Here is a 23,730-nt window from a genome sequence, read left to right as displayed (position 1 = left end):
ATTGCAAACCGACTCCGCCTGCAAACTGCGTGATAGACAGGAGTAAGCTGTTTAAACACTCCATTCGTCAGCAATCCTACCAGCCAATGTATTAAAAGCTGCCATTTCCAGATCATATACGGAATGAAACAGATGTTTTGCTGCCCCTGTCGACTTCAAGTTTTGCAGGCATTCGCTAGCGAAATTCAGAATAATGCCACAGTAATAGGCAATCTGATGTGGTATGTATTGGTCATCGGCATATCTTCGGCGAATCAGATGCAGAGCGGAATACAAAGAATGCAGCGCTTCGACTCCCGGATCCTGCCCCAGCCGAAGAATCGTGTAGGTACCATCGCTATTAATTGTAGCGTCGCGCAGAATCAGCTCTGCATCGCTGATGTCCATGACTGGCTCTCCTTCTATGGTTGGCTTGATACCATATGATTCAATCGCTGGCCTCACTCTTTAAACAACGCTGTCCGCAGAGTCTAAGTCATCTCTTTTAGTATTTATCGAAATTTGAAATCAAACCATTTCAGAATCTCGGAAGCAATCAGATCCGGTTCGTCCAGAGAAAGCGGTTCTGATCGATCGTTTGCTTCGGTAGCCAGCTGGATCTGGCCGGTCCCTTTTTTGCCCACAACAACTAACTTCAGAGACTTTTTGAGAAACGCGTTGCGGGCTTGAGAAGTCATTTCGTTATATAATTCGGAAGGTTCCGTATCTTCCCAGGGAAGGGTATAGAAGTCGTTCACGATCTTGACCACCGCAGTCCCGCCGGTTGAGAGAAACGACTCTTCCGAAAAACGCTGCAGTTTTCCCCGGGCCACGCTCGCTCCCTGAGGTTTATTCACAAAGGGAACAAGAAACACCCCTGCATTATTTTTCAATATATCCAGAAAGACCATCGCTGTGCTCCTGTAGTTCCATGATCTGTAATGAGGGAAATGCTATACTACTAAATTCCTCAGAGTGATTCATTGAAAATCTGATCCCGCCCTGTACTCCAAAGGTTCATCAGAACTAACAGAAAAGCAGAACGCATCACATTTCATCGAGCCACTCGGTCAGTTCTTCCTGCAGAAATTCGCTGAAACTCGCGTTCAGGGTCTGTGAGATTTCGCCAGCGATGTGATCCCAGATGATGACGGGGCACTCGTTGTCGCTTCGTCTCTGAGCGGTATCGAGACAAAAATACTGCTCATCGTTTTCGTTGCGGAAAATGACCAAGGATGCCGGCAGCCCGATCTGTTCCCGTTTGCGTAAGGTAAACCAGACACAGTTGGGAATGCCGGAGTGATCGAAATCAGTATTCCGCGTCAGGCCGTAGTATTCATAGCCGTTAAAACTCAGATTCCCCCACTGCGACAGGTACGCGCGGAAGGAAGCAGGAAAGGTGACTCCCAGCCGAGCCTCAGCGGCTGCGATCATTTCGTCCGACTGTCCGCCGGCGATGAAAGCGTCGGCCTGATTCAACAGTTGCTTGATATCGTCATTGTGGGCCATGCAGTCATCCTGTGAGCTGTTGCTGGACTGGGGGAACAGAGATCGCAATCATAATAGCAGATCTCTGCCGATTTATAACACAAGATTCATTATTCCCGTCTCCCGATCTGTTACACTCATCTGATTCCGAACGATCCAGCATCGGTTGAGTGGTTTTCAATCCTGGATCGTTTCCCGCCCGGAATTCAAATCGTACCTGCATAAGCGAACCCGTTGATTCGAAATCAGAAAGATGCGTCCCGTGTTGAAATTGACTTCCTGTCTGTGTCTGTTGACAGTCTGCTGCAGTCTGACTCTTCCTGTCCTGGGTGAAGAGAAATCCCGCTGGGAACATAAGAAAAACTACGAGAAGATGATTGTCGAGCCGACGCTGCCGGTCGCCACCGATGTACCGGACCGCATTCTGCTTTCGTGGAAGCAGGACCCTGCCCGCTCCTTTTCCGTCACCTGGCGGAGTAAAGCGGGAGCCGATGCGGTTGCTGAAATTGCGCCCGCCGAAGCGGGCCCGCAGTTCGTTAAGCAGGCCCGTCTCATCCCGGGTAAGACGTCGCCTCTCAAAACGAACCTGGGAACCGTGCACATGCATGCTGCGACTTTTAAAGATCTGAAGCCGAACACGTTATACGTCTATCGCGTGGGCAGCCGCAGAACTGTTCCGCTTTCCAAAGCAGATCAGGAAGACGTGGAACCGCTGACTGCGGAGTACGCCTGGAGTGAATGGACTCAGTATCGCACTGCACAGAAATCGACAGGAGACGTGGTGGCGCCGGTCCGGTTTGTGTACGTCGGCGATGCACAGAACGATGTAAAAAGTCACTGGTCGCGGCTGATTCGGGAATCGTACCGCGATGCCCCGCGGATGACTTTCATGCTGCATGCCGGCGATCTGGTAAATCATGGCAATCACGACCAGGAATGGGGCGAATGGTTTTACGCCGGCAGTGGCATCTTTTCTTCAATCCCCCAACTGGCGGTCCCCGGCAATCACGAATATGCGCGCGATCCGTTTGCGGAGAAACCTGAGGGGGAGGAGTCGCTGCCCAAGACACTCAGCCGTCGCTGGGGACAACGCTTTGAGTTCCCCGATAACGGGCCAAAGGGTTCTATAGAAAATATATTCTACGTCGACGTACAGGGCGTGCGGATCATCGGCCTGGATTCGAACCGGGAGATTGAAGCCCAGACCGAGTGGCTGAAGAAAGTCTTAAGCGACAACCCGAATCGCTGGACGATTCTGACGCACCATCACCCGATCTATTCCTCCAGCGTGAAACGCGATAATCCCGAACTCCGTAAGACCTGGCAGCGGCTGTATGAAAAGTATCATGTGGACCTCGTCCTGCAGGGACACGATCACAGCTACGGACGGACCGGACCGATATCGCTGCAGTTGAGTCGTCAACTCGAAACCGAAGAGAACGTGGCGACCGGCCTGCGGGTGGCGGATCAGTCGGGCGGCCCCGTGTATGTGGTCTCCGTCAGTGGCCCGAAGATGTATGAATTAAAGCAGTACCCCGCCGAAGCGATTCAGACAGATCCCTTCCGCCGCCGCGCCCAGGGCAAGCAGTTGTATCAGGTGATTACCGTCGAGCAGGATCGTCTGGTCTATCAGGCCAAAACGGTGACCGGCAAATTGTACGATCAATTCACGATCACCAAGAACAAAGCGGGGAAAAACGTGTTCGAGGATCAGGCACCGCCGCTGCATGAGTAGGTAGAACAACGGAATTGAAGTGGGCACGAAAACTCTTCATTCCCTACTGACGTTGATGACTGCAGGCTTTATAATTTCAGAGACTGTTTCTTCCGTCTATCGTCTCTGCTGAAATCAAGTCTGTCCCAATATGATCGAGACTACGCATCAATCTGAGTCCCGCCCTGACAGCAGGCTGGATCGGGTTGTCGCGCGGATCACTGCCGCCATCACGGTACTACTGTGGATCGGACTCAGTGTCTGTTATGCCTGGCAGCCGGATGCGTGTGCTGCGGTGACGGTTTATCCGAGCTGGTGCTGGTTTGGCTGTGGTGTGGGACTGGCGCTGATGTTGTTACGGGCGAAACGCAGACGTTTCGCCCTGGCTTCGATCGGGCTCTGGTTCCTCTTCCTGGTGGTGTTTGCGGATACGCCGCTCAGTCTCTGGCGTGGGATCTGGAAGAGTGCTGATCCGGCCTGGCGCACACAGGCGGGAGAGCGGGTTCCATTGCGGGTTATCTCACTCAATGCACATGGCAGCAGTCGCGCGGTGGCGGCACTCGAACAATATGAGGCGGACCTGATTCTGATCCAGGAAACGCCGAGTGTGATTCAACTCCGCGACATCAGCCAGCCACTCCTGGGAGAGAATGCAGGCCTGCTGGCGGGTGTGGATTCTTCGATTTTGAGTCGCACGCCGATCCAGCCGCTGGCATCGACGGTCAGCTTTGTGATCGGCAAAGTGCGCCTGCAGACGGGCCGCGAGATCGCCGTGGTTTCGCTACGACTCACACCGCCTCCATTCCGGTCAGATCTGTGGAACCCGGAATGCTGGCGTGCGTATCGCGATCAGCGGATTCTGCAGCGGGACGAACTGCGTACACTCAGTCGCCGACTCGCAGAGCTTCCTGCAGACCTGCCACTGATCGTGGGCGGGGACTTCAACGTCAATCCACGGGATCCCGTATTCCGGGAACTGCCGCCACGGCTCCGCGATGCATTTACGAGCGCAGGAGCGGGCTGGGGCTGCACGATTACCAACGCGGTTCCCTTCCTGCGGATAGACCAGGTGCGGTGCGGCACTCGCTATCAGCCAGTCCGCGTCGTCGCTCAGCGAGCGGAAGATACGGATCACCGGGCGGTGATCGCGGACCTGCTGCTGGACTGAATATACATACGAACACATCTTGCGTAGCCAAACACACTGCCTTTTTTCCGTGCATGAATTGCGCGCATTCTCGGCATCTGCTCTCCGGGCAGGCACAGTTTGCCGGTTGTCTTTCCAGCAACAGACAATTTTCTCCAGATTGGGCGTCCGCAGGTTGCAAGGTCGGAAGGGCTCTATTTCAGGGGGAATAAGTGGTGAAAATCCCGTACCTCTGCTTCCGGGTGTCCAAAACATCCGTTGCGGGGTCAGCAGGGAGCCGATTGTGACAGTAAATCGGGTTATCAGCAGCGTTTTGGCACACCTTCTGCTATTGTTAAGAATCATTCTTCTTCACAGGAAGTTCTGAGCCAATCTGGTGTAAGCTCGCGGGCGATTCACCCGCCGATCGACTCCAGTTTCGAAATCAATCACATAAACAACATTAGATATAACCTCACTCAGAATCTCCGGATGCGGGTTCCCTTGAGCGGCACGTGGCAATGACTGCCCGGCGACGTGAACGGATCAGGCCGCCAGGCCCGCACTCTTGAATATCCTGGATGAATCTCCGTCTCACCGGTGATGCGCTTCACGTATGAGCTGTATCCGCCGGTTGTTTTGTCAGTCGTATTAATCGCCCTATGAAAAGGTCAAAACAGTGAACACAGCAACTTCGAGTGCGTCCACTTCATTCTCCGGTGGCAGCAATGGCTCTAAAACAGCCGTTGGTTCAACCCGTTCCGCCGCCATCGCCGCAGTCACCAGCTACAAGCCAAGTTATCCTCCGATGAACTACAAAGAAGAACCTACTTCACAGCTTTTCAACGCCAACGTCTTCTCCAAGTCGACCATGAAAAAGCGTCTGCCGAAAGAAGTCTACAAGAAGCTGGTCAAGACAATCGAAGCTGGTGAAAAACTGGACTGCTCGACTGCAGACGTTGTTGCTTCCGCAATCAAAGACTGGGCCATCGAAAAAGGTGCGACCCACTACGCACACGTCTTCTATCCCCTGACCGGTTCCACCGCAGAAAAGCACGACAGCTTCCTCTCTCCGGATGGAGACGGCGGTGCGATTGCTGAATTCAGCGGTTCACAGCTGATCCAGGGTGAGCCCGATGGTTCGAGCTTCCCGACCGGTGGTATCCGCGTGACCTTCGAAGCCCGTGGTTATACCATCTGGGACGTCACCAGCCCTGCTTACATTCTGGAAAACACCAACGGAACCACACTGTGCATTCCGACCGCTTTCGTTTCCTGGACCGGAGAAGCCCTCGACAAGAAAACTCCCGTTCTGCGTTCGATGCAGGCTCTGAACACCCAGGCACAGCGGATTCTGAAGCTGTTCGGTCACACTGACGGCAGCCTGGTTTCCTCTACCGCCGGTCCGGAACAGGAATACTTCCTGATCGACAAGAACTTCTACTACGCCCGTCCCGACCTGCTCAACGCCGGTCGTACCCTGTTTGGCGCCAAGCCTCCCAAGGGACAGGAATTTGACGATCATTACTTCGGTGCCATCCCCGACCGTGTTCTGTCTTTCATGTTTGAAGCCGAACGCGAACTGTTCAAACTGGGGATTCCCGTTAAAACCCGTCACAACGAAGTGGCTCCGGGTCAGTTCGAAATTGCTCCGCTGTTTGAATCTGCCAACATCGCAACTGACCATCAGCAGCTGCTGATGACCACACTGCGTCGCACTGCAGAAAAATACGGTATGGTCTGTCTGACTCACGAAAAGCCTTTCGCTGGCGTGAACGGTTCAGGGAAACACGTCAACTGGTCAATGGGCAGTTCCTCTCAGGGCAACCTGCTTGATCCCGGCGATACTCCTCACGAAAACGCCCAGTTCCTGCTGTTCTGTGGTGCCGTCATCCGGGCGGTTCACAAGTTCCAGGGCCTGCTGCGATCCGTTGTCGCATCTGCCAGTAACGACCATCGTCTGGGTGCCAACGAAGCACCTCCAGCCATCATCTCGGTCTTCCTGGGTGATCAGCTGACCGACGTCTTCGAACAGATTAAAGCCGGTGGTGCTAACTCTTCGATTCCGAAAGGCACACTGACCGTCGGTGTCGACGTACTGCCTCCGCTACCGAAAGATGCGGGCGACCGTAACCGAACCAGCCCGTTCGCTTTCACCGGTAACCGGTTTGAATTCCGTGCCGTGGGTGCGAACCAGTCTATCGCCGGTCCGCTGGTTGCGATGAACACCATCGTTGCTGAATCACTGGATTACTGTGCGACCAAACTGGAAGAAGCCACCGGTGGCGATCCTGCCAAACTGAACTCTGCCCTGCAGACGCTGCTGACCGAGATCATGAACGAACATGGTGCCGTCATCTTCAACGGCGACGGTTACAGTGACGAATGGCACGCTGAAGCGGAAAAACGGGGTCTGCTGAACCTCAAAACCACCGCAGACGCTCTGCCGATTCTACAGACAGAAGAAGTCAAAGAACTGTTTACCAAGTACAGCGTCCTGTCGGAACGAGAACTGGAAAGCCGTCTGGAGACCTACCTTGAGCAGTACGTCATGTCGATCAAGGTCGAGTATAACCTGACACTGAAGATGGCCAAGACCATGATCTTCCCGGCTGTCATCCGTTACCAGGGCGAACTGGTTTCCAACTGTGCCAGCCTGAAAATGCTGGACTACGAGTTCGATACCAAGACTCTGGACAAGGTAACTGCACTGGTGAAAGCACTGCAGGACAGTATTGGCGAACTGGAAACCGCTGGTGCCGAAAACGGATCGGAAGATCTGCTGGCCGAAGCAAATTACTACTGCCATACGATTCTGCCGCTGATGAACAAAGTCCGCGAATATGCAGACGAACTGGAAGGTATTGTGGCCGACGATCTGTGGCCGCTGCCAACCTACCAGGAAATGCTGTTCATCAAATAATCGTCTTGATGGATTAGCTGGATTTTTCGGAACAGGAGCCGACCGGCACAGTGCTGGTGCGGCTCCGTTCCTATTTGAGCCACCGCCTTCGATTCCTTCCCGCGCGTTGACGAGCAGACGAGCCATGACGGAACCTGAATCACATATCTCGACCGCAGGGAATCAGCGCCGCCCTCGACACTCGGGTCCGTTCCGCAAAATCATTACGGGGATCTCGCTGTTCTTTGCAATCTGTCTGATTGCTGTCATCGGCTATGTTGCTGCCGGGTGGAAACTCGAAGACTCAATCTACATGGTGATCATCACGATCTTCGGCGTGGGCTACGGCGAAGTGCAGCCGGTGGAATCATCGGCACTTCGCGCGTTGACCATCATGGTGATCATTGCCGGCTATGGCGCGGTGATCTATACAATCGGCGGTTTCATGCAGATGCTGATTGACGGTGAAATCAACCGGGCACTGGGAGCGAGAAAAATGGCAAAAGAAATTGAGCGTATGCAGGGCCACACGATCATCTGCGGCATCGGTCGCATGGGTTCGATTCTGGCCAGAAACCTGTTCGCCGCGGGAAAACCATTTGTGGTGATCGACTGTGACGAACGTCGTCTCAAGGCGGCTGAGGAACAGGGCTACTGGGTCATCTACGGCGACGCTTCGGAAGAAACGATTCTGGAACAGGCGGGCATTGACCGGGCTGCAGTGCTGGCAACGGTGCTTTCGGAAGATGCGACCAACGTGTTTGTGACAATCACGGCCCGCGAGATGAACGCCGAGCTGTTGATCATCGCCCGGGGCGAGAATCCCAAAACGGAAAAGAAACTGCTGGGCTGTGGTGCAAACCGGGTGGTACTGCCGACCGCGATCGGGGCGAGCAAGGTTGCGCAGCTGATCATGCGGCCCACCGCGGAAAACATGCTGGAAGAACTGACCAGCGAAGGCGCCATCAAAGATGAACTGGGGCACTTCGGCCTCCAGTTTGAAGAACTCCAGGTCACCGCTGGTTCCGCGTTCGTAAATAAGACGCTGGAAAAGATTGAGGTCCGCAGCGAACGGGGCTACCTGGTGGTTGCCATCCGCCGGGCCAACGGCGATGTAGAAAAAGATCTCACGCCGGATACAACCTTGCTGGAAGGGGATACCGTGATCGTTTTAGTCCACGATACCGACGTGCCCCGCATGACGGAGAAGTTCGCTTCGAAGGGAATCAAGATCCGCTATCGAGGCGCGACCGCGGAGATTTGAGTTTATTTCAAAAGTTCCCTCTTGCCAGAGATTCTACTGTCTGGCGTTATTCTCTAAGTAATCTGACCTGATCGTAGAATCTACCATCTTTGAACAGGTATATTTCATGTGCATACCTTCCAGAATAAAAACTGTCTTTCCAGTACATATCATCTGGCTGTTGCTCTTCCGACATGCTGTGTGCCGCTTCCACAAATTCCACGGCATCTTTCAGATGTACCTCTCCAAACCGCCACTTTAAATATGCATCAGTATCTTGAAACTTGCCTTGAATGCAGAAGTTGGAGGTATATGGATGCGGCCGCGTCAGTCGGATGGTTCCTACGCAGGGTAAATTTATCAGTCGGTCTCCCAGATCGCGATGCTTGTATAACTCAGGGAGCGAGGAAAAATCGGCCGAGGTCGGATTTTCAAAATATTGATAAATCAGTAGGAGCAGGATCGGCGTCAGCAGCAGATATTTGAGTCTATTTTTTCTGAAATGAGACATTGTTTTGTCAACCATCATTCTCCGAAGCCAACCTCACCCATGCGCGACTGCCCCATTTTCAGGCAGGTCTGTCGCTGGCGCATGACCTTCGAGTGCTTCCAGTCGGGTCCGGAGTTCGTCGTTTTCTTTCTGCAGTTGTACCAGATGCAGTGTGACCAGGTTGAACAATACGAATATCCCGATCGCAACAAATTCAGTGCCCTCACGGCTGAACCAGATTGCGATCGAGGAAAAGACAGCGGTGACCAGGAGCATCCAGGGGTTCATTCTTTGCATGTTTTTTCCTCTTTTCAATTTGCTGACAGGCTACTTGAGTTTAATGGGCGAACCGGCTTTGAACGACACAAAAAGTTTAAAACCAGTGTCAGGCTGGAGAGTAGTGTCACATATGCGGTAAGACCAGCAACGATTGAGGTCAGCACCAACGTGTTATGAATTGGAAGCAGCGACAACAGCCTGCCAAAGAGCCGACTCATAATCACCATTCCCACGCCTGCGATGAACATGAAGTAAGACAGGCCCAGCGCACCGAGGCCCATACTGCAGACAGTAATCAGCGTCTCTCTCCAGGTAAGACTGGCTTGCATATCAGGTGAGAATTTCCTGCGAATGAGTTCCAGCCCGAGCCCGGGGCAGATTACAGCAAGCGTGACAGCCAACAGAGCGGCCACCTGGAAGAGATCCAGTTCCGAATGCAGACAGACGAGGAGCAGGTAAACCAGGAACATCACCGCAGTCCCCACTACGAAACTCATCAGATTTATGCTGTTCTGAAAGGGTCGCATAATCCGGTTTCCTTTCCATTCAAGTTCTGCGGGTGGGAAGTCTCCATCCCGAAAATTGAACACTGTTCTCAGAGAGATTATGATATGTAATTACCCAAAATATTTACAGACGAATCAGGATACAGGATTTTAGATGGACCCTTTCACACAATTCCTATCGGCGACGCTCAATGTTTTCGAAGCCCAGAAGCAGATGGCGGAACGGGCGGTGGCACAGGTTTCTGACGAGGGGCTCCGCACGGCTCTCGACGCGCATACGAACTCGATTGCGGTGATCATGAAACATGTCGCCGGGAATCTGATTTCGCGGTGGACCGATTTTCTGACGACTGACGGCGAGAAGCCGGACCGGAACCGGGACGACGAATTTGTGGATTCATTCTCAAACCGGGACGAACTGCTGGTCTACTGGGAGCGGGGTTGGGGTGTGCTGTTTGAATCCCTCAACAGTCTGGGGCCCGAGGACCTGAAGACGACCGTCTATATTCGCGGCGATGCCCACACCGTGCCGCTGGCGATCCAGCGTTCCCTGGGGCATACCTGTTATCACGTGGGACAGATCGTGCAGGTCGCCCGGATTCAGGCCGGCGATGACTGGAACACGCTGACGATCCCCCGTGGGCAGTCGGAACAGTTTAATAAAGAACGCTGGGGAGAGGGGAAGCCGGGGAAATGACCTGAGTGTTCTTGCGCTCCTCGTACTGCTCAGATTTTAGAGAGCAACAAACCACGAAGAAGAATGGGTGGGCTCGAATGTACTTGGGGCCGAGCGCAGGGAGCAGGAGGTCGCAGTTTCCGCGTCGAACACAAAACTGATTTTTCCATGCTGAACGGAAACAGATTCAGGCGCAATACAGCACCGGTCTTCGCTCACTACGCAACCTCCTGTTGTCTGCGACAACCAAGAATTGCATTCGCGGCCACCCGCTACTGGTTCTGGAAACCGCGTTTTACATTTTACCGGCGGCTGACGCCTTGCCGCTCATCTGGTTGGGGCATCTGTTCCCTGTTCGATTTCCAGCAGTCGTTTTTTGCGCCAGAGGCCGCCGCCGTAACCGGTGAGGGTGCCGTCGGCTCCGATGACGCGGTGGCAGGGGATCAGAATCGCGATGCGGTTATCGCCGTTGGCGCGGGCGACGGCTCTGGCTGCGGTCGGCTGCCCGATGATCTCGGCCTGTTCGGAATAGGAACGGGTGGTGCCACACGGAATGGTCCGCAGGGCGTTCCAGACTCGTTCCTGAAACTCGGTGCCCGCCAGGACCAGGGGGAGATCGAAGTCGGTCCGTTTTCCGGCGAAGTAAGCCTGCAGCTGGCCGTCGAGCTGCGGGAACCAGGGGCTGTCGCCGGGAAGTGCGCGGGCGTTGAGTCGTTTCTGCAGGCGGTTGAGCTGCGTTTCGAGCATCCGGCGATCGGTGAATTCGAGCAGGCAGATCCCCTGCTCCGTGGCGCCGGCCAGCATCGGCCCCAAGGGTGTCAGCAGGCGACTGACGTTGATCACCTGCTGGTCATTACTTTTGACGGGCGCGTTGCCCATCGCTTTCTTGAAGCTCTCGCCGAACCCGCTCAGCGATTCATAGCCGCTGTCGAGCGCGGCGTCGGTCACCGTTGATTTGTGCTGCAGCTGGCTGAAGGCCTGGTTGATCCGCCGCATCCGCAGGTAGGAGGCGAAGCTCATGCCGTGCAGCTTCTGAAACCAGCGGCGGACGCGGACCGGGTCGAGGCCCCGTTCCCGCAGGTCTTCAGCGGTGAGGCGGAGGGTGGCGTCCTGATCGACTTCTTCAATCAACGGCTGCAGCCAGTCGGGGGTGGAGCCGAGGGAGACCAGCGGGCGACAAACCTTGCATTCCCGGTAGCCGTGCGCGAGGGCGGTTTTCGCATCGGCGAAGTATTCGACATTCTCCGGCCTGGGTTTGCGGGCCGAACAGGAGGGCCGGCAGAAAATCCCGGTGGTGCGAATGGCGGCAACGAAGACGCCTTCAAAGCTGCTGTCCCGCTGGACCAGGGCAGCGTACATCGTCTCCCGGTCCGGCAGCGATTCGGTGGTTACTGATTGATCTGTCTGTTTCATCTCGGGAGGTCCTGCAATATCTGATGACTGTGCTATCATGGTATCGGTTCACCAGAGCGTGACAACCGGGAAATGAACAGGGAATTGGGATTTGTGGGATCGGCGTTCGCCCGCTGTTTACGCATCCTTGCCCTGCGTGGGAGAAAGATAAGAGCAAACAACCCAGGCCAGGAGCAGGATTACGACTACGCAGAGGCAGAAGATCCATTTGGAATGAAAGTATTGTTCCAGATATCCGGGCGGCTCACCAAAACGAACGCGGTACCAGTCCGGGATGGTTCCGTCGGCCAGAATGGGGGAACCATCGGCGATGGCGTCTGGCAGGTCTTGCGGATCGGCGGGGGTTCGATAATATCGCTGGCGAATCATATCCATAACCAGGGTTTCCGGGGGATAAGAGAGTTGAAACCGGCTCTCGGTAATGCTGCTGTTACGTTTGAGATCCGTCACAATATATTCCCTGGTCAGATAGCGGTCGCTAAAGAGCGAGTCGTCCTGGGAACGGGTGCCATCGGGCAGGACGTCTTCAAAATAGGTCTCCCTGGATTTAAAAGGCCATTCCTGCCCCGCGCCGACCGGACGAAAATCCTGATGTGCCAGAAGGCGGTTCAGGACGAGCGCGTTCTGATTTCCTTCCATTCTGAACTCGACCATCCTGCGCAGATTACAGCCATGATCTTTGACTTCGATCCAGAACAGAAAACCCAGCGGGCAGACAACCACATGACAGGGGGCACCATCCACGGTTTCGAGCGTGGGTAACACCTGGCAGCGGGCTTCATAGTCAAAAAGGAGAGCCGCGACATCCTCATGCGGTCCATGTTCTACGGCATCCGGGCCGGCAAAGACCGGAACCGTTTGCAGGTACATCAGCACTTCCTGTGGCAAATGCCTGCTCCTGACTGAAACCCGGTCGGCTGTCTGATCCGTTTTGGTGAGTCGACGCGTTTCCTCGCCGTTAAACACATAGATATTATGATTTGTCAGCGATCCATCCGGCTGCACATCCGCATCTTCCAGGTATTGCCGTAACCCCAGAAAGGCATAGCAGAGCTGCCTGGTTTTTGTTTTCGTTTCAGGCTGGACATAGTGAACCGTTTTGTGCAGTGAGATTTCTAAAGCCGAGATCGAGTTCCGCAGTGAGAGCAGGCCCTTTCTCAACTCCGGGACGGAACGCGTTGCCGGCTGGTCGGTCGGCTGAATGTCCTGGTGCGCATACGGGAACTGGTTGACGGCGTCAGCCACCGACCGCAGCGAACCGGAAATTCCGGACGGCCCATAAGCGCCGGCGGCTTTGATGCCTTCCAGCAGGTGCGTTAACTGCGCATCGGTGAACTGCTCCAGTAAGCGGGGCTTCTCAGCTGAGACAGCTGTTTCTTCGCCCGAACAAGAGTCGACATCGATTACCGACCAGAACCACAGACTGGCCAGACACAGGGAAAGCACTCTGATCGTCATGTTCTTGAATACCTCGGTGCGTGACTGGTTACCATTTCTTGAGCTAGAGACACCGTATGATAGTGAATATTACGATTCTTGTGTATACCTGACATTTCTGTTTTAATGAGAAGAAAAACAGGGACAGACCACAGACCTTTAATCGCAGGGTCGGATGTGTCCTGGCGTCTCTCGAGACCTGCCAAGTTCTGTGAATCAAGAACATCACGAAAGCCTCGCCATGCAATTCCCTCTCACACGTCGTCAGTTTCTGCAAACCGCGGCTGCGGCTACTACGCTGCCTGCGGTGGGGTGGGCTGCGGGTTCGGATATTTACTCTATCGGTTCTGAACGGCAGCTGTTTCTGAATGATCTGCTCATGGATACCGGGCGGACCCGCGGCGTGACGCGGCGGTTGAATTCGCCGACTGCGATTGAGCGGGTTTTGAAACCGGAGCAGCCTTCCGAATCGCTGGGGTTTATCTTTTACTGCAGCGTCGTGGATGTTAACGGGACTGCGAAACTGTTTCATGGGAGTTATGACGCGGAGAAGAAGAAACACTTCGCCCTGGCGACCAGCGAAGACGGCATTCACTGGGAACGTCCGCACCTGGGGCTGCAGGAATACCAGGGGAGCCGGGAGAATAACCTGCTGCCGGTCGAGGCGGTGGAAGCGAGTGTGTTCCTCGATCCGCGTGCCCCGGCGGAGAAGCGGTATCGGCTGCTGTATTCCCGGTACTGGCCCGATCCCCAGAAGGCGGGCGTGTATGTGGCTTCGTCGCCGGACGGGGTGCACTGGAGTGAATCGGAAGCGCGGATGCTCCCCTTCGTGCCCGACAGTCAGCATTGCGGCCTGTGGGACGAGGCGTTACAGAAGTATGTGATTTATACCCGCTGCTGGAATCCGGTGCGGGCCGTCGCGCGGGTGGCCGTGAAAGAGCTCGAAACGCCCTGGCCTTATGACGCATCCATTCCGCCGCACCATATCTGGGGTAAAGCCAAGGTTCCCACGTTGAGTCGTGAACTGGAAACAGTGATGGCCCGCAACGATGACGATCCGCCGGGCGTGCAGCTGTATACGAGTGCCGCGGTGAAGTATCCCTTCGCCCCGCACGTGTATCTCGCCTTTCCCGCCGCCTACCAGACATTCAAAGGGCCGGACTGGCAGGACCGCGCGCTGAACGGCAACGACGGGACGTTTGATGTGCAGTTTGCCGCGAGCCGCGACGGCGTCAACTGGCACCGCTGGCGAACGCCTTATATACCTGCGGGCTTTTATGACGGACTGGACCTGCGGCTGGTGAGCATGGGACAGGGGCTGATCCGCCGGGGCCGCGAGCTGCATCAGTATTTTGTCGGCTGGCCGCACACGCATGGCCGGCCCGTGGTCTGGGATCGCGATCTCAAAGACCGGGCCGCATGGCTGAAAAAAGATCTGGGGGGCATCTATCGGGCGACGCAGCGCGTGGACGGCTTTGTCTCGCTGGACGCTGGTTATCCCGGCGGCGTGGTCACGACAAAGCCTCTACGATTTACCGGCGATTCACTGCGGGTCAACCTGAGCACCGCCGGCGCGGGAGGTGTGCGGGTGGCGCTGCTGGATCTTGAAGGGACTCCCCTGCCCGGTTTTGGCCGCGAGGATTGTCAGTGGATCAATGCGGACGAAATCGATCACCGGGTGGAATGGAAGTCCGGCAGTGATTTGGGCCGACTGGCGGGACAGCCGGTACGTGTGGAATTTACGATGCGGAACGCGCGGCTGTTTGCGTTTGAGTTTGGTGAGGCCGGGTGATACGGAGTCGGATTTAATTTGAGCAGAATGGCGCTCGAGATACAGGGTGTTCTCTTGTAGATCTGTGGCTGGTATAATAGCTAAAGTCGGTTTGACGATCTGTTGGTCCTTTCTTTCCTGTCTCGTGGAATTTCGACGCCCATGATTACGATCCGCCTGGAAACGCCCGATCAGCGTCATCTGCTGGATCCCGACAGCATTATCGCCGATCTGACCGAGCGGCTTCCCGGTACCCGCGTGACGGTGGAAGATTTTCATACGCAGCGGCGAAAAGTGATTCGGGACTTCGCAGCCGCTGAAGCTGCCGCAGGCAGGCCCTGGATTATCAAGGATCGCGTGGAAGCCGATATAGACCGAAACGAACGCAGACTCGGCCCAGCCCGAAATATTTCGATTCCCCTGAATGACCAGGGGGATGAGATCGAAGGCCTGGTGTCTGCTTCCCGGGTCCACCTGAAAATAAAGGTGCCGACCGATTTTGAGACCGTGCGCACGATCGCGGACTACCTGAATTCACTGGCCTTGGGACAACTGTCTGTGCAAGATGATGAGGACCCGGAGAATCAGCGTCGTCTCAGAACATTCAATGCCCGGCAACACATGCTGTTGGATGGGGGGATTGATTTCGATGATCTCCTGCTGCCTCCCCGGCTGCGGGAAGCCATGGAGTGGTTGTGCAAGGCAGGGGTGCGGATTTCTGCGGGCATCAAACAGGGTGCGCTGAATTTCCACCTTTGTATCCTTGATATGGATGAGACTGATCATCTGTGGGAAAGCATGCGAGAATTGAATCCGCTCGCGAACCTTTCGATCCAGAACGCGCCACTGACGAAACGGGGGCTGGCAACTCTGGCGGGGATACCGCGACTGCAGGATTTGCATCTGCGAAATACAACGACACCCGGTTCAGCGTTTCAGTACCTGACTTCCTTTCCCCAGCTGACGAAGCTCTGGATAGACGAAATGGAGTTGGACGATACTGCGCTGGCGGCGATGGGTGAGTTGCACGGACTGCGATACCTCAGATTCCGGGATACACCGCTGAGCGACGCCGGCTTTCGACAGCTGGCGTACCTGCAGAACCTGACGACGCTGAACCTGCATTGTGTCCCCGTGAATGAGGGGCTGCATGAACTCGCGGCGCTGGAACAGTTGACGTTCCTGGGGCTGTCAGCGATGCCCCAGGTGACCGGTGAAATTCTGGCAATTGTGGGACAGCTCTTCCGGCTGGAGGGACTGGCCCTGGAGGTCGCTACGCTGCGAGATCAGGATCTCGCACACCTGCGTGGATTTAAGCAACTATGGCAGATGAGCCTGCGTCACACTGGTGAGGATTCGCCCCCGCGAGTAACGGCAGCAGGAATTCGCGCCTTCGCAGATCTTCCGGAGCTGAAGCAGCTGACGCTGATTGAGGTGCCGGTCGACGCAGCGGGTATCCAAGAATTGGGGCGACTGACACAACTCCGCTACCTGGGGCTCAATCTTCCCGGGGTCCCCACGGAACAGTTCGAGGAGTTGAAAGCGCAGCTGCCGGAATGCCATGTTTCCTGGGTCAAACCAGAGAAGCAGGTTTGAGAACGCTCTACCGTTTCTATGTAAGTTGAGCATCTACCGGAGAACGAAAGTCTGAATTTCGAGCTGGAATGGTTACAAAAGATTCGTCTCCCGGATTGTTCCCTGTTATGCTGTTGCTGATGCCATTGATTCGGAAACCTCTGGATGAATATAACAGGTGTGCCATGTCTTTGCGAAAGATTCTGTCGACGACACTTCCCCTGGCCACGGCCCTGTTGCTGTCTGTGACGGCTGATGCCCAGTCGCGGAGCCTGCCTGCTGAGCCGGTTGCGATTGGCTCTGAGCCCCAATTCGTGTTCGACGGCTTTATTGTCGACAATCATTATGCCTTGAAATACAAGCAGCAGGCGGTGGAGCGGGTCTTTCATCCGCCGCGGAAGCATGCCCGCAATCCGCTGATTAACGGTGAGGGTGGCTATGTCACAGTGAAGCGTAATCCTGAAACTGGTCTGTTCCAGATGTGGTATCAGACGCATACACCCCGGCTGGATGCCCAGGGAAAGCACAAGGGTTCGAATTATGCGATTGCCTATGCCGAATCCAAGGATGGCCTGAACTGGGAGCGGCCCGAGTTGGGACTGTTTGAATGGAAGGGAACGAAGCAGAACAACATCGTCTTTAAAGGAATCACCAACAGTCGTGCCAGCGGTCCGTGTCTGATTGATGCACCCGAAGCGGATCGGCGGGGATATCGTTATATCATGTCTTACCACACGGGGGGTGTGAAAAAAGGGATGAACGGCATCCGCGTGGTCGGCTCGCAGGATGGTATTCACTGGGACAAAGCGAGCGACTCCCTGCTGGCGGAACTGCACAGCGACACCTTGAACAGCATTGTGTATGATCCGGTTGAGAAACAGTATGTGATGTACTGCCGGGCCAAGCATATCTATCGCACGTTTCGCGGCGACATTCTGGATACGGGTGCTTCGCGACGGGTGGCCCGCATGACGGGGCCTTCTCTCTGGGAAGAATGGACGAGTGAGCCACAGAACATTCTGATTCCGGATGAGCTCGACAGTGCGCGGCAGTTCAATTTTTTCTACGGCATGCCCGTGCGGTACCACGCGGGGATATTCTGGGGAAGTTTGTGGCCGTTTAAGATGAATACCGACGTGGTGACCGAGCTGGCCTTCAGCAGAGACGGCATCCAGTTCGAACGGCTCCCTGCACGGCCCCGTCTGCTGGATCTGGGGGAGGATGGCCAGTGGGATGACGGCATGGTGTTTGGCAACAACTGGATCGAAGTGGGCAATGAGTGGTGGTTTTACTACTCCGGCTTTGACGGTCCGCACGGCGAGCCGACGGCGCGGCAGCCGGGCATTGGCGTGGCGACGATCAAAAAAGAACGCCTGATTTCCCTGCGGGGTCCGCGCGGCGGGGGTGTGGTGATCACGCGACAGATCCAATGGCCGGGTGGTAAGCTGCTGTTGAACGCGGATGCGAGCGGAGGTGAAATCAAGGTGCGTCTCTCGGATGCGAAACGCCGGGTAATGGACGGCTTTGATTATGACGACTGTGTTCCCCTGGATTCCGACAGCGTGCGGCACACCGTGCGTTGGAATGACAAGTCGATCGAGTCGCTCGCCGGCCAGAAGATCCGGCTGGAAATCTTTCTCAAAGAGGCCGACCTGTTTACGTTTCGTGCGGGTGGTTAAACCCATTCTTTCTGTGACTGTGCGATTCTGAAATCAATCCTCGACTATTCACACTTGATCACTTAAGATCGAGAATGTCCCCCTTCTCCGAAATTGAATCGATTCCGATTCAGGCCCCGCGCCTCGTCATTCAGAAAGGAAGACCCTCATGCGACTGTTCGCCTCGTTGCTGTCAGTGTTTCTGTTGTGTATCAGCCTGACTCCTGTCCCGGGAGCAGAGAAGACGACCCGGGCGAAACCGATTGTGCTCCAAACCCGTGAATTCATACTGATCGTTCCCCAGTCTCGGGACAAACTATTGGCCTTCAGCATGGAATCTGGCGACTGGTCGCAGACGAAAGTCGCAGGCAAACCTTCTGCAGAGGCACTGGCGAAACTTCAACCCACGGTCTCATCTGCAATGGGGATCTGCCCGGTCGGACGAGATCTCTATGCGTACTCTTCTGCATCCGGGAACTGGAGCCGACTGCGTGTGCCGGAAGAAGCCAAATTCAGCTATAGTGTCGGCGATAATTTCGTATTTGCCCAGATTGAAAACGAAACAGGCACGACTGAGTATTACCTGTTCAGCAAAAATTCGCTTGAATGGTCGGGCGTTGATCTGGCAACCGGAAAGCTGTTGACAACCACCGCGGAAAAAAATGAATAGCCAGCCCAAAAATGGAATTCCCCCCACCGGATCATCCTTCTGGTTGGGAGAGGAGTAATTCGCCTGTAATCTGACTTTTTGCTCAATCCGAAATTTCAATTCAATGTTCTGGTACGCACAATTGCCGGGGCTGAAAGAACTTTTCGCTTGCAAGCACACTCACCACATGTATTCTATCAGAGGTAAAATCTGTGATGGTTTCCGTCCGGAACAGTTTTGTCTGCCTGAAGTTGCGAAGCTGCGTCTGAGCACCGCATTGAATGGCTGCCTGTTTCTCGTTTTGGTTAAACGGAGTTTCAACGTAGATGCCGCAATCAAAAACGAACAGCCTGTTTACAGCACTGTTAAGCAAAGATCGAATGCGGATTTTCAGTTTTATTCGGTCATTGATTCCGCATAATTCTGATGCTGAAGATGTTTATCAACGCGTCTGCCTGACTCTGTGGAAGAAGTTTGAAGAGTTCGATCGGAATCGAGACTTCTTTCCCTGGGCTTGCGGGATTGCTTTTTATACCGTACGGAATCACCATAGAAGCCTGCACCACGATCGACATTATTTTGATCAGGACCTGATGGAAACCATGTCTCGAAAACGGGAGCAGCACTTAGCTAACTACAACAGTCGGATCGATTATCTCCATGAATGTTTAAGCTCTCTGCCCTCGTCTGATCAGAAGCTGTTGCGGGACGCCGTTTATGAAAAACAGTCCATCCCGGAGATCGCCAAAACAACTGAGAAATCGATCCAGACGCTTTATAATCGCATGTCATTTCTCCGACGGGAACTGGCAGCGTGTATTTCACGTAAACTGCAGAATGAGCAGTAAGCAGAATGTCAATCCAGGATCTTCCCCCCGAATTTGAACCGTTGCTGAACCGGCTGCTGGACAGTCCGGCCGAAGAGATTTCGCAATCCGAGTTCGACCAGTTCCAGGCTTATCTGTCGAACAATCCCGAGGCAATGCAGTACTACTTTGATTACCTGGACATCAACCTGGGACTGCAGAGTGATATGCAGGCCCGCCTGGAGGCGCTGGAACAGACATTCAAGACGCACCACGCACAGCAACCGCAGGCTGCCCCGCAGCCGATCGTCGCCAAACGGGCGGCATTTCTACGTTATTCTGTCGTGGCCAGTTGCTCGCTGCTGTTGGGATTACTGCTGGCCTGGAGCTTCGCGGGATATTTCCCGGGGAACCGTGCCCCCGATCCGCAGTCCGTGAAAGAGGATCGCACTTATTTAGCCACACTCACGCGTTCTACGGATTGCGTCTGGGGCAGCGAGTCTCCGCCTGAGTTCTCCGGCCAGAGGCTGATGTCGGAGGATCTGGTCCTGGAACGGGGAGTCGCTGAATTTCGCTTTGATACGGGCGTGCGTCTGATTATCGAAGGACCAACCAAAATCAACCTGGTAACGTCCAGCCGCGCGAAACTGGATTACGGTAAAATTGTTCTGCACGGCTATGAACCGGCGCCGGAATTTTCGTTGATTACCCCCCTGCTCACCTTTCAGGATATCGGCACCGAATACGGCGCGCAGATTCATCAGGACGGTGAAGTCGATTTGCACGTGTTTGAAGGAGCCGTGCGGGTCGACCCCAATCAGAAGAACGACCAGTTTGCAGAATCGGTGATCATCGAAGAGGGCCAGGCCCGACATCTGAACGACAGGCAGATTGAAGATATTCAACTGGAGCCGAAACTCTTCAAAAGAGAAGTTCCGGGAACCCCACAGAATTTACAGGCACAGCGCCAGGAACTGCGGGCCTATGACAGTTTTCATCCCCCGGAGATTCTGGATCCCGAGCAGACATCCGCGTGGCAGAACTCCGGAATCGGCTGGGTGAATCCCTGGCGAACCTCGAAAACCGGCGGCAGAGTGAACCAGTCATTCAGCCATCCCCGTGAATCACTGGCCCGAACCGAGGTGGCCCCCAGCCAGTTGGGGCTGCTCGAACTCCGCGGAGGAATTTCTTTCTTTCGCAAATTGAAGCAGCCGGTTCGCATGGATATCAACGCGATCTATTACATCAGTTTCTACATGCAGAAAATCAAAACGGATCAAAAAAGTCAATCTAACCAGTATGGAAATTTCGCCCTGTTCCCTTCCGGCCAGCAGGAAGATCCCCCCAAAATCCGCATGGGGATGAGCATAAACGATTATGCGATCCTGCAGGCCGATCTGCAGATCATTGAAAGAGCGCCCCCCCTGCAAAGCGGGGAGACATACCTGTTTGTCGCGAAAATAGTCGCCAGTGAAAAAGCCCTGGACCAGGTCTTCATGCGTGCGTTTGCGGAAGCAGAAACCATCCCGGATCAGGAACCGGCTGTCTGGACCTGCGTCACCACTCCCTTCGAATCCTCACACGAGTTTGACGTGGCCCGTTTCCATGTCGGTAAGAACAGCACCTACCTGTTCGATGAATTACGCATCGGCAGTACCTGGTCATCGGCCGTCGATCCCGATCTGCCCCGACTGGTACTCGAACAGGAGTGACCCCGGGAAAGAAATCATGTTGCCCGGCAGCACCTCAACAACAGCAGATCAGATGCTTTCGATATCGCCGGTGAACTCCGCCGGGTTCTCAAAGCACTCCTGGTAACTTTTGAAATTCTCAGCGATCGAATCGGCCATCTCCTGGACGACTTTCAGTGTATCACCGTAGTCGTTCTCAGTTTCGATGACGAAGTACTCGATGAAGAACTTCAGGGTTCGGCCCAACTGGATTTCGTAGCCTTGTGGAGGCAAGGCCATGGGCCGCATCTGGATTTCGCGACCGCTGCGTCCCCAGTCCCGCACCCACCAGGCCAGGAATTCGAGGCTGAGCCAGGCACCGGGAGAACGATCGAAAATCACTTCGGTCTGGATCAGCACTTCATCTCCGCGTCCCCCCTGCGTGCGGATCAGGGCGGCCTGAGGCAGACTGCCGAAATCACCGGGGAGTGAGAGCATATCGACGTCGATCTCATCCAGGGGCTGGGGAGTGCAGAAACAGCCGGCCACCCCGGGCAGGGACGAGATAGCATCTATCAGGTTCTGAACTTGTGGCGGCAGATCCATGGTATCCTCCATTGAACGACAGACAGGAAACAGTCGAGACGTGCGGGAATCAGTTCGAGCATACCCTTGCCGGTTCCCATGTCAATACTTTCTGCTGCGCGAGGTGGTTTCTTTGAGCCAATGATGAAAGCAGCGTGAAGTTTTAGTACGCAGCAATTCTCCTACTGTTCCCCTGCCCCGGGAGAAGTATAATTACCGCTGTGCAGGACTGGTAGTTTATCGATTATGCAGTTAGGGAGATGATTTGATGAATTGGCCTGCGTTCGTAAGCGGTCTCGGTGGTTTAGCTGTCGTGCTGGGTAGCTTAAGCGGTGCACTGTCCGCGCAGCCTGAGGGTGAGCGGTTCGTGCAGTATGGCAAGATGCACGAAGTGATCGGCCAGCAGCAACACCAGGGACGCGTCAAATTTGCGGAGCTGATAAAGCAGCCGCACTTTTATGGGGTCGGCGCACTGGAATCGCTGGGAGGCGAGGCGACGATCCTTGACGGCAAAGTGACACTCACGCAGGTGAAGTCGGATGGGAAACTGCAGACGCTCAAGCTGACGCCCCAGACCCAGACCGCGCTTTTAGTCGGCGGATATGTGACCGACTGGTCGAAACATCCACTTGCACAGGCGGTCTCTTCGGACGATTTGAACTCCCTGATTGAACAGGATGCCCGCCAGGCAGGTCTGGATGTCAAAGCGCCGTTCGTGTTTGTGATCGAGGGCGATTTTCAAAATGTCGAGTTCCATGTGATTAACGGCGCATGTCCGATTCGGGCTCGGATGCGGAAAGAGGCGCTGCCCGCCGACAATCGGCCTTATGAAGCGGATCTGCCGAAAGTCAGTGGCAAGCTGGTTGGGGTGTTCGCCAAAGATGCAGCCGGCAACATTACACACCCGGGTACTTCAATGCACATGCATCTGTTGTTTCAGGATGCGAAGTCCGGAGAAATGCGCACGGGGCATTTGGAAAAACTGACCGTTGCCCCCGGCGCAACATTGCTGTTGTCAGAAGTGTGAGAATCCGCGAGACTGGGGCTGTCCTGAAATCGGGCGGGAGGAACGTCATCCCGCCTGTGTCTCGTCGCTTTACTTTGCTGGAAAAGTTACTGCATGGATTCCCCCTTCTCCGCTGATCAAAGGCGTTTTTTGCCGTGGTCTGAATATCGCAAACTCGAACAGGAGATCGGTGAGGAATCGCTGATTGGCAAGAGTGACCTGTCGTCGGATAAAGTCAACAGTCGGATCCGGGAACTGATTGGTTTTGAGAAACGGTACGGCATTGTCTTCCTGGGGGAACGAAAGTGGCTGGAGTTATTATGCACGGTCAATACCCCAAGGAACTATGCGCTCTGGGTTCTGTATCAACTCAACACGCTGTTTGACATGGGACTGACAGAGTCGGCCGGCGATCTGGAAGGCGACTGGTGGTATGGATACACCGAAAACCTGGCTCCGATCTGGCGGCCGCCGGAGTTAGCCGATGCGTGGATTCAGGTCGATGATATTGACCTCGTGCTGCCGGGAGGTGAGACTGGCGTCGATGATGAAGCGCTCTGCGTAGCCTTTCGCATTCTGCATAACCTGGCTTACTACCTGCATAACGTCCCCCACCAGGATTCGCGTCCGGTCACCCTGGATAAAATAACGGTCGAACCCGAGACGGGATACTGGTTCGTGGATGTGATCAGCGAGTATGGCAGCGTGTGGTCGGTGGAATTTTTCGGGAATGAGGTGCGGCACACCGGCTAATGTG

General features: G+C 54.9%; 22 protein-coding genes. 13 read left to right on the top strand and 9 right to left on the bottom strand.

Translation table 11 applies throughout. The annotated features are described in order from the left end of the window. Positions 1 to 51: 51 nt before the first annotated feature. From FYZ48_RS19115 to FYZ48_RS19105, 3 genes are all read right to left on the bottom strand, one after another. Positions 52 to 387: a hypothetical protein gene (locus FYZ48_RS19115; RefSeq protein WP_149343295.1), complete on the bottom strand. Its 336-nt coding sequence runs from the start codon at positions 385 to 387 to the stop codon at positions 52 to 54. Positions 388 to 491: 104 nt separating this feature from the next. Continuing rightward, entirely contained in the window at positions 492 to 890 is a 399-nt protein-coding gene (locus FYZ48_RS19110; protein WP_149343293.1) for a hypothetical protein, read from the bottom strand. Positions 891 to 1,026: 136 nt separating this feature from the next. Beyond that, entirely contained in the window at positions 1,027 to 1,488 is a 462-nt protein-coding gene (locus tag FYZ48_RS19105) for an SMI1/KNR4 family protein (protein WP_149343291.1), read from the bottom strand. Positions 1,489 to 1,729: 241 nt separating this feature from the next. On the opposite strand from FYZ48_RS19105, the gene FYZ48_RS19100 reads away from it, so the two are divergent. The 4 genes from FYZ48_RS19100 (at position 1,730) to FYZ48_RS19085 (ending at position 8,473) form a co-directional block, all read left to right on the top strand. Next, positions 1,730 to 3,202: a purple acid phosphatase family protein gene (locus FYZ48_RS19100; RefSeq protein ID WP_242022709.1), complete on the top strand. Its 1,473-nt coding sequence runs from the start codon at positions 1,730 to 1,732 to the stop codon at positions 3,200 to 3,202. Between the two features lie 130 nt (positions 3,203 to 3,332). Then, positions 3,333 to 4,349, top strand: a complete 1,017-nt coding sequence (locus FYZ48_RS19095) for an endonuclease/exonuclease/phosphatase family protein (RefSeq protein ID WP_149343287.1) — start codon at positions 3,333 to 3,335, stop codon at positions 4,347 to 4,349. 766 nt (positions 4,350 to 5,115) lie between these two features. Beyond that, entirely contained in the window at positions 5,116 to 7,230 is a 2,115-nt protein-coding gene (locus FYZ48_RS19090) for a glutamine synthetase III family protein (RefSeq protein WP_149343331.1), read from the top strand. Between the two features lie 124 nt (positions 7,231 to 7,354). Beyond that, positions 7,355 to 8,473 carry a potassium channel family protein gene (locus FYZ48_RS19085; protein ID WP_149343285.1) on the top strand — a complete coding sequence of 373 codons (1,119 nt, stop codon included), beginning with the start codon at positions 7,355 to 7,357 and terminating at the stop codon, positions 8,471 to 8,473. A 46-nt stretch (positions 8,474 to 8,519) separates the two neighbouring features. Here FYZ48_RS19085 and FYZ48_RS19080 read toward each other — a convergent pair whose 3' ends face one another. The 3 genes from FYZ48_RS19080 to FYZ48_RS19070 are packed head-to-tail and all read right to left on the bottom strand — an operon-like array spanning position 8,520 to position 9,748. After that, positions 8,520 to 8,981 (bottom strand): hypothetical protein, encoded by a 462-nt coding sequence (locus FYZ48_RS19080; RefSeq protein WP_149343283.1) that lies wholly within the window; start codon positions 8,979 to 8,981, stop codon positions 8,520 to 8,522. A 15-nt stretch (positions 8,982 to 8,996) separates the two neighbouring features. Beyond that, positions 8,997 to 9,239: a hypothetical protein gene (locus tag FYZ48_RS19075; RefSeq protein ID WP_149343281.1), complete on the bottom strand. Its 243-nt coding sequence runs from the start codon at positions 9,237 to 9,239 to the stop codon at positions 8,997 to 8,999. 14 nt (positions 9,240 to 9,253) lie between these two features. Beyond that, positions 9,254 to 9,748 carry a hypothetical protein gene (locus FYZ48_RS19070; protein ID WP_149343279.1) on the bottom strand — a complete coding sequence of 165 codons (495 nt, stop codon included), beginning with the start codon at positions 9,746 to 9,748 and terminating at the stop codon, positions 9,254 to 9,256. Positions 9,749 to 9,881: 133 nt separating this feature from the next. On the opposite strand from FYZ48_RS19070, the gene FYZ48_RS19065 reads away from it, so the two are divergent. After that, positions 9,882 to 10,424: a DUF1572 family protein gene (locus FYZ48_RS19065; protein ID WP_149343277.1), complete on the top strand. Its 543-nt coding sequence runs from the start codon at positions 9,882 to 9,884 to the stop codon at positions 10,422 to 10,424. Between the two features lie 306 nt (positions 10,425 to 10,730). Here FYZ48_RS19065 and FYZ48_RS19060 read toward each other — a convergent pair whose 3' ends face one another. Then, positions 10,731 to 11,816 carry a bifunctional transcriptional activator/DNA repair enzyme AdaA gene (locus tag FYZ48_RS19060; protein ID WP_149343275.1) on the bottom strand — a complete coding sequence of 362 codons (1,086 nt, stop codon included), beginning with the start codon at positions 11,814 to 11,816 and terminating at the stop codon, positions 10,731 to 10,733. A 117-nt stretch (positions 11,817 to 11,933) separates the two neighbouring features. Continuing rightward, a complete protein-coding gene (locus FYZ48_RS19055) occupies positions 11,934 to 13,274 on the bottom strand; it encodes a hypothetical protein (RefSeq protein ID WP_149343273.1) in 1,341 nt (446 codons plus the stop codon). A gap of 220 nt (positions 13,275 to 13,494) precedes the next feature. Here FYZ48_RS19055 and FYZ48_RS19050 point away from each other — a divergent pair, with 220 nt between their 5' ends. The 6 genes from FYZ48_RS19050 to FYZ48_RS19025 all read left to right on the top strand — a co-directional run bounded on the left by FYZ48_RS19050 (position 13,495) and on the right by FYZ48_RS19025 (position 21,424). Continuing rightward, entirely contained in the window at positions 13,495 to 15,045 is a 1,551-nt protein-coding gene (locus tag FYZ48_RS19050; protein WP_149343271.1) for a hypothetical protein, read from the top strand. A 141-nt stretch (positions 15,046 to 15,186) separates the two neighbouring features. Then, on the top strand, positions 15,187 to 16,620 hold the full coding sequence (locus tag FYZ48_RS19045) for a hypothetical protein (protein ID WP_149343269.1): 1,434 nt from the start codon (positions 15,187 to 15,189) through the stop codon (positions 16,618 to 16,620). A 164-nt stretch (positions 16,621 to 16,784) separates the two neighbouring features. Then, positions 16,785 to 18,278 (top strand): hypothetical protein, encoded by a 1,494-nt coding sequence (locus FYZ48_RS19040; RefSeq protein WP_149343267.1) that lies wholly within the window; start codon positions 16,785 to 16,787, stop codon positions 18,276 to 18,278. Between the two features lie 148 nt (positions 18,279 to 18,426). Further along, positions 18,427 to 18,927, top strand: a complete 501-nt coding sequence (locus tag FYZ48_RS19035; RefSeq protein ID WP_149343265.1) for a hypothetical protein — start codon at positions 18,427 to 18,429, stop codon at positions 18,925 to 18,927. 305 nt (positions 18,928 to 19,232) lie between these two features. Next, positions 19,233 to 19,754 (top strand): sigma-70 family RNA polymerase sigma factor, encoded by a 522-nt coding sequence (locus tag FYZ48_RS19030; RefSeq protein ID WP_242022708.1) that lies wholly within the window; start codon positions 19,233 to 19,235, stop codon positions 19,752 to 19,754. Positions 19,755 to 19,759: 5 nt separating this feature from the next. Further along, on the top strand, positions 19,760 to 21,424 hold the full coding sequence (locus FYZ48_RS19025; RefSeq protein ID WP_149343263.1) for a FecR domain-containing protein: 1,665 nt from the start codon (positions 19,760 to 19,762) through the stop codon (positions 21,422 to 21,424). A gap of 48 nt (positions 21,425 to 21,472) precedes the next feature. Here FYZ48_RS19025 and FYZ48_RS19020 read toward each other — a convergent pair whose 3' ends face one another. Continuing rightward, complete coding sequence (locus tag FYZ48_RS19020) at positions 21,473 to 21,988, bottom strand: hypothetical protein (protein WP_149343261.1); 516 nt, start codon at positions 21,986 to 21,988, stop codon at positions 21,473 to 21,475. A 247-nt stretch (positions 21,989 to 22,235) separates the two neighbouring features. On the opposite strand from FYZ48_RS19020, the gene FYZ48_RS19015 reads away from it, so the two are divergent. Further along, positions 22,236 to 22,994 (top strand): acetolactate decarboxylase, encoded by a 759-nt coding sequence (locus tag FYZ48_RS19015; protein ID WP_149343259.1) that lies wholly within the window; start codon positions 22,236 to 22,238, stop codon positions 22,992 to 22,994. A 93-nt stretch (positions 22,995 to 23,087) separates the two neighbouring features. After that, complete coding sequence (locus tag FYZ48_RS19010; RefSeq protein ID WP_149343256.1) at positions 23,088 to 23,726, top strand: hypothetical protein; 639 nt, start codon at positions 23,088 to 23,090, stop codon at positions 23,724 to 23,726. The last annotated feature ends 4 nt before the right edge of the window (positions 23,727 to 23,730 follow it).

This window comes from Gimesia chilikensis, assembly GCF_008329715.1.
Taxonomy (GTDB): domain Bacteria; phylum Planctomycetota; class Planctomycetia; order Planctomycetales; family Planctomycetaceae; genus Gimesia; species Gimesia chilikensis.
Note: the sequence above shows the minus strand (reverse complement) of the source record. Positions and strands in the feature narration are given on the sequence as shown.

Bases quoted from the DNA above. Each gene is read 5' to 3' on its own strand.
- FYZ48_RS19115 (WP_149343295.1), bottom strand. From the start codon at position 387: ATGGACATCAGCGATGCAGAGCTGATTCTGCGCGACGCTACAATTAAT.
- FYZ48_RS19030 (WP_242022708.1), top strand. From the start codon at position 19,233: ATGCCGCAATCAAAAACGAACAGCCTGTTTACAGCACTGTTAAGCAAA.
- FYZ48_RS19105 (WP_149343291.1), bottom strand. From the start codon at position 1,488: ATGGCCCACAATGACGATATCAAGCAACTGTTGAATCAGGCCGACGCT.
- FYZ48_RS19085 (WP_149343285.1), top strand. From the start codon at position 7,355: ATGACGGAACCTGAATCACATATCTCGACCGCAGGGAATCAGCGCCGC.
- FYZ48_RS19075 (WP_149343281.1), bottom strand. From the start codon at position 9,239: ATGCAAAGAATGAACCCCTGGATGCTCCTGGTCACCGCTGTCTTTTCC.
- FYZ48_RS19095 (WP_149343287.1), top strand. From the start codon at position 3,333: ATGATCGAGACTACGCATCAATCTGAGTCCCGCCCTGACAGCAGGCTG.
- FYZ48_RS19025 (WP_149343263.1), top strand. From the start codon at position 19,760: ATGTCAATCCAGGATCTTCCCCCCGAATTTGAACCGTTGCTGAACCGG.
- FYZ48_RS19050 (WP_149343271.1), top strand. From the start codon at position 13,495: ATGCAATTCCCTCTCACACGTCGTCAGTTTCTGCAAACCGCGGCTGCG.
- FYZ48_RS19090 (WP_149343331.1), top strand. From the start codon at position 5,116: ATGAACTACAAAGAAGAACCTACTTCACAGCTTTTCAACGCCAACGTC.
- FYZ48_RS19010 (WP_149343256.1), top strand. From the start codon at position 23,088: ATGGATTCCCCCTTCTCCGCTGATCAAAGGCGTTTTTTGCCGTGGTCT.
- FYZ48_RS19045 (WP_149343269.1), top strand. From the start codon at position 15,187: ATGATTACGATCCGCCTGGAAACGCCCGATCAGCGTCATCTGCTGGAT.
- FYZ48_RS19015 (WP_149343259.1), top strand. From the start codon at position 22,236: ATGAATTGGCCTGCGTTCGTAAGCGGTCTCGGTGGTTTAGCTGTCGTG.
- FYZ48_RS19110 (WP_149343293.1), bottom strand. From the start codon at position 890: ATGGTCTTTCTGGATATATTGAAAAATAATGCAGGGGTGTTTCTTGTT.
- FYZ48_RS19035 (WP_149343265.1), top strand. From the start codon at position 18,427: ATGCGACTGTTCGCCTCGTTGCTGTCAGTGTTTCTGTTGTGTATCAGC.
- FYZ48_RS19055 (WP_149343273.1), bottom strand. From the start codon at position 13,274: ATGACGATCAGAGTGCTTTCCCTGTGTCTGGCCAGTCTGTGGTTCTGG.
- FYZ48_RS19020 (WP_149343261.1), bottom strand. From the start codon at position 21,988: ATGGATCTGCCGCCACAAGTTCAGAACCTGATAGATGCTATCTCGTCC.
- FYZ48_RS19070 (WP_149343279.1), bottom strand. From the start codon at position 9,748: ATGCGACCCTTTCAGAACAGCATAAATCTGATGAGTTTCGTAGTGGGG.
- FYZ48_RS19060 (WP_149343275.1), bottom strand. From the start codon at position 11,816: ATGAAACAGACAGATCAATCAGTAACCACCGAATCGCTGCCGGACCGG.
- FYZ48_RS19080 (WP_149343283.1), bottom strand. From the start codon at position 8,981: ATGATGGTTGACAAAACAATGTCTCATTTCAGAAAAAATAGACTCAAA.
- FYZ48_RS19065 (WP_149343277.1), top strand. From the start codon at position 9,882: ATGGACCCTTTCACACAATTCCTATCGGCGACGCTCAATGTTTTCGAA.
- FYZ48_RS19040 (WP_149343267.1), top strand. From the start codon at position 16,785: ATGTCTTTGCGAAAGATTCTGTCGACGACACTTCCCCTGGCCACGGCC.